This is a genomic window from Pedobacter sp., from assembly GCF_035317785.1.
Taxonomy (GTDB): domain Bacteria; phylum Bacteroidota; class Bacteroidia; order Sphingobacteriales; family Sphingobacteriaceae; genus Pedobacter.
The window spans coordinates 1-4,111 of the sequence record NZ_DATHGC010000068.1 but is presented as its reverse complement, the minus strand read 5'-3'; the positions used below and the strand labels follow the sequence as shown (position 1 = coordinate 4,111).

The 4,111-nt window shown below is 43.3% G+C and carries 2 protein-coding genes and 1 pseudogene; 2 read left to right on the top strand and 1 reads right to left on the bottom strand.

Features of this window, described 5'->3' with window-relative positions; translation table 11 throughout:
• Both VK541_RS04220 and VK541_RS04215 read left to right on the top strand, forming a co-directional pair.
• Positions 1 to 399: pseudogene (locus tag VK541_RS04220) on the top strand (TonB-dependent receptor); the annotation flags it as partial.
• 17 nt (positions 400 to 416) lie between these two features.
• Complete coding sequence (locus tag VK541_RS04215) at positions 417 to 1,877, top strand: RagB/SusD family nutrient uptake outer membrane protein (protein ID WP_324367241.1); 1,461 nt, start codon at positions 417 to 419, stop codon at positions 1,875 to 1,877.
• A gap of 106 nt (positions 1,878 to 1,983) precedes the next feature.
• Here the strand turns inward: VK541_RS04215 and VK541_RS04210 are convergent, their stop codons facing one another.
• Positions 1,984 to 3,891 (bottom strand): ATP-dependent DNA helicase, encoded by a 1,908-nt coding sequence (locus VK541_RS04210; RefSeq protein ID WP_324367239.1) that lies wholly within the window; start codon positions 3,889 to 3,891, stop codon positions 1,984 to 1,986.
• Between the last annotated feature and the right edge of the window lie 220 nt (positions 3,892 to 4,111).

Genomic DNA, 4,111 nt, shown 5'->3' with positions numbered 1-4,111 from the left:
TATGACGGTGCTTACAAAGACGTTGCTGATGATGGATATTATTGGGAAAGAATCAGGGCGCAGAGCTATAATGAAGGTATGTGGACACCCGAAAATACTTCAGGTACATTGCCAGGATTGAGTGGTTTTGACTTAACGGACGCCATGCAATATAGTTCACGTCAGCTGCACGATGCAAGTTTCCTGCGCCTGAAAAATGTTAATCTTGCTTACACTTTGCCAAAACAGCTGGTATCGCGGATCGGGGCCTCAAATGCAAGAATATACTTTAACGGGAGTAATCTGCTTACTTTTTCAAAGTATAAAGAAGCCGATCCGGAAGTAGGAAACTACAGCACCAGAGGGTGGGAAACACCCTTTGGAAAGACATATACTTTTGGTTTAGAATTTGGTTTTTAATGTCTAAGAAATTTGAGATGAAAAAGATAAATATATTTTTGATTGGTATTCTGGTTATCGGTTTATCGTCATGTAAAAAGTTCCTGGATATGTCACCGAGTAATTCGGCAGATTCGGAAAAAGCTATTACAACACCTCGTGATGCGCAGATCTTAATGAACGGCATAATGAGTCAGATGACAAGTTCATCTTATTACGGACGGAATTTTATTCTTTATGGCGATGCCAAGGGAGGTGACCTGGCCGTTTACTCGCAAGGCAGGGGATTGGATGCATTTTATACCTTCCAGCATGATGTAAATTTAAATAACTATTCTTCCTTTTGGTCGCAAATTTACTTTTGTATACTTCAGTCAAATTATTTGCTTGAAGAGATCCAAAAATTGGAGGCGAATGGTATAACAGGTTTTAATACGGCCAAGGGCCAGGCTTTAACAGTCAGGGCGTTGATGTATTTTGATCTGGTACGTTTATACAGCAAGGCATACACTTACGATAAAGCGTCGTACGGAGTACCTTTAATCCTGACCAAGGAGTCTTATGATGCACGACCGCTACGGCCTACCGTTGAAGCCAACTATGCCCAGATATTAAAAGATTTGAGCGATGCCTCTTCTTTGCTGCCTAAGACAAAAACAAATGGATACATCAACTATTATGCAAATAAGGCGTTACTTGCCAGGATCTATCTGTTTATGAATGATAAACCAAATGCGCTTTTAGCCGCCGAGGAAGTGATTAATGCGACTTCATTGTTTACTTTATATCCAAACGACAAGTGGACTGATTCATGGAAAAGCCAATATGGCTCAGAATCTATTTTCGAGCTCGGGATTAATCCTTTGGAAAATGACCTTGGAACAGCATCTTTGGGGGTGTACCAGAGAAATAGAAATGTTGGTACGACTGCAGCACTTGGATTCTTTTACGCAAGTACTGATTTTCTTGCCAGGTTAAATGAAGGGGCTGCTGATGTAAGAAAAGGTGTTATGGCCAGAGATGAAACGTCTGCTTCCCGATTGGGAGCATTGTATAAATATAGTGGAAGTATAGATTTAGCCGGCGACAAAAGCACGGCAAATAATACGGCCGTCAACATTAAAGTGATCCGGTTATCTGAAATGTATTTAATTGCCGCGGAAGCTGCGCTTGCTACAGACGCAGCCAAAGCCGCGACATATTTAAATGCAATCCGTAAAAGATCACCAAATTTATCGGCCGCCACTGCAGGCACAATTACTCTGGACATGATCCTGAATGAGAAAAGTAAGGAACTGTATGGTGAAGGGCATAGGTTTTTTGACTTAATCAGGGTTAATAAATCAATTACGTTTAATGATGAATTTGGTGGTTTATCTATTAGTCACAGACCAAAAACGATTGACAGAACTTTTTATAGAACAATTTTACCGATCCCTCAGGGAGAGATTGATGCCAATCCGGGTTTAAAAGCACAGCAAAATCCCGGATACGAATAGTCAACCAAATTCAGGCAAAAATGAAGTTTTGTCCAATTCAATCATTAAGGGTGTTCAAAAATTTGAACACCCTTTTTTATCCCGGATTTTTCCAGCTTAATTTTATTTAAAACAACTGCAGCGTAACCACTTGTTGCTGCCCTGACGTGGAATCCGGCTTTGCTTTAGCCTTATGCTTTTCTATCCATGATGCATAATCGCTGACAGGAATCCGTTCTTTCAGCAAACCGGCACCCATATGCATCAAAGCAACCCTGTTTTCGACGACCTGCCTGTACTGCTGCAACAAATGCTGCAGCTGCTGCTGCAATTTATTTTTCGGTTTGATCCGGATGTTTTTATTCAGCGGGTTGATCAGCTGCATGGTGAGTTCCTTCACAAAATAAGCCAGTGCCGACTCTATTCGCGCCTGCAATACCTGCTGGTCTTTAAAACCACTTTGTTTATGGATCTGCCTCACCTGTGCCTGAAAGCGTTCAGACAATGTCAGAAGCTCCGAAGCCGATTTACCCAGCTGTACCAATAAAGTCTTGAATTCAGGAATATTTGCTTTAACCACCTCAGCATTAGAAACAATAGGTTCCAGTCCGCCAGCAATCCGGGCAAAAGAAAAATGATCAAGCACCAGCTGAAGGATGAACTCTTCCTGAGCACTGACGAGCAGATCATCAAGGTCATCTTCTTTTACAGGATTCATGTAATTGATCACCTCCGTGTTCGACCTCAGGCTCTCCGTATTGATCCTGGATTTCAAAATCAGCCCGTTCAGCGTCCTTACCCGGCTCAAAGCCACATACACCTGTCCGGCGACAAAAGATTTTCCCGCATCAATAATGGCATGATCAAAAGTCAGGCCCTGGCTTTTGTGAATGGTCACCGCCCAGGCGAGTTTCACCGGGTATTGGGAAAATTCCCCCACCTGCTGCTGCACTATGGCTTCTTCAGGGTCGGTTTTGTATTCAAATGACTGCCAGGAAGATTTTTCAAGCAGCAGGTCTTCTTCCTGCGGAAAGGAGATGTAGATCTCATGGTTCTTTATCGATTTGACTTTGCCGATCTTTCCATTATAAAATTTCCTATTGTCGCCCGTATCGTTTTTGATGAACATGACCTGAGCACCTTCTTTAAGTTTCAAGGTCTGTTCCGCCTGAAGGTTCAGGTCCCTGAACTCTCCGCTTACCGTACCCTCAAAAGTATATTCCGCACCGGGCAGTTCGGCTAGCTTTTCCCTGTTGATGGTATTGGCCTCTGCATTGTGTGAAGTGATGATGATCGGGTTCAGCTCATCCGTTGAACTAAATGAAGGATCATATCTTTTATTGAGCAAAGATAAACTGTCTTCGCTGATCTGGTTGTTCCTGATGTCATTCAATATCCCAATGAATTCCGGTTCAGTTTGCCGGAATACTGTAATGAGCTCGATTTGCAGGAGCGGATTTCTGCGGATCACCAGCGCATCAAAAAAATAGGGGGAGGCATAGGCTCTGCTTAAAAAAGCCCAGTCCTCCCGTTTGGTCACTGGGGGCAGCTGGTACAGGTCACCGATCAGGAGCAGCTGAACACCACCGAAAGGATCATTGTTTCGCCGGACAGCGCGGAGCAGGGCATCAATGACGTCCAGCAAATCACTGCGGACCATCGACACCTCGTCGATCACCAGCAATTCCAGTTCAGTAAACAGATTTAGCTTTTCCCGGTTGTAGCTTAGCTCAGAAACCATAGACTGGATCGATAGAATGCCCGACTGCAGGTTTTCCAGGCTAATGTCACCGGGAAAAAAGGAGCCCGGAGGCAGCTGAAAAAAAGAGTTGATCGTAGTGCCTTTGGCATTCATCGCGGCAACCCCTGTAGGCGCTACAATAGCCATCTTCTTCTTGCCCTGTTCCTTTATCTTTTTAAGCAGGGTAGTTTTACCTGTTCCTGCCTTCCCGGTCAGAAATATATTCTGATTGGTCTGGTCAATAAAAGATAAAACTTTGCTGGAAACTGAATCAGAAGAACTGTCATTACTCATAAGACAAATTTAACTGATTTTTTCCGTTGCCGGGTCTAATGTTGAAATGTTGTCACTCAGATTCCGCCTGTCTGATCTTTGGGGTTTTGATCTCTTTTTTACCGATCTTATAAGACAGGGTAAGCCTGATGTTCTGGTTTTGATACCGGTAAGACTGCAATTGCTCAAAATCCACTGAGCTGACTACCTCGTCAATGTAAGTATGGGGCTTCAAAAATGT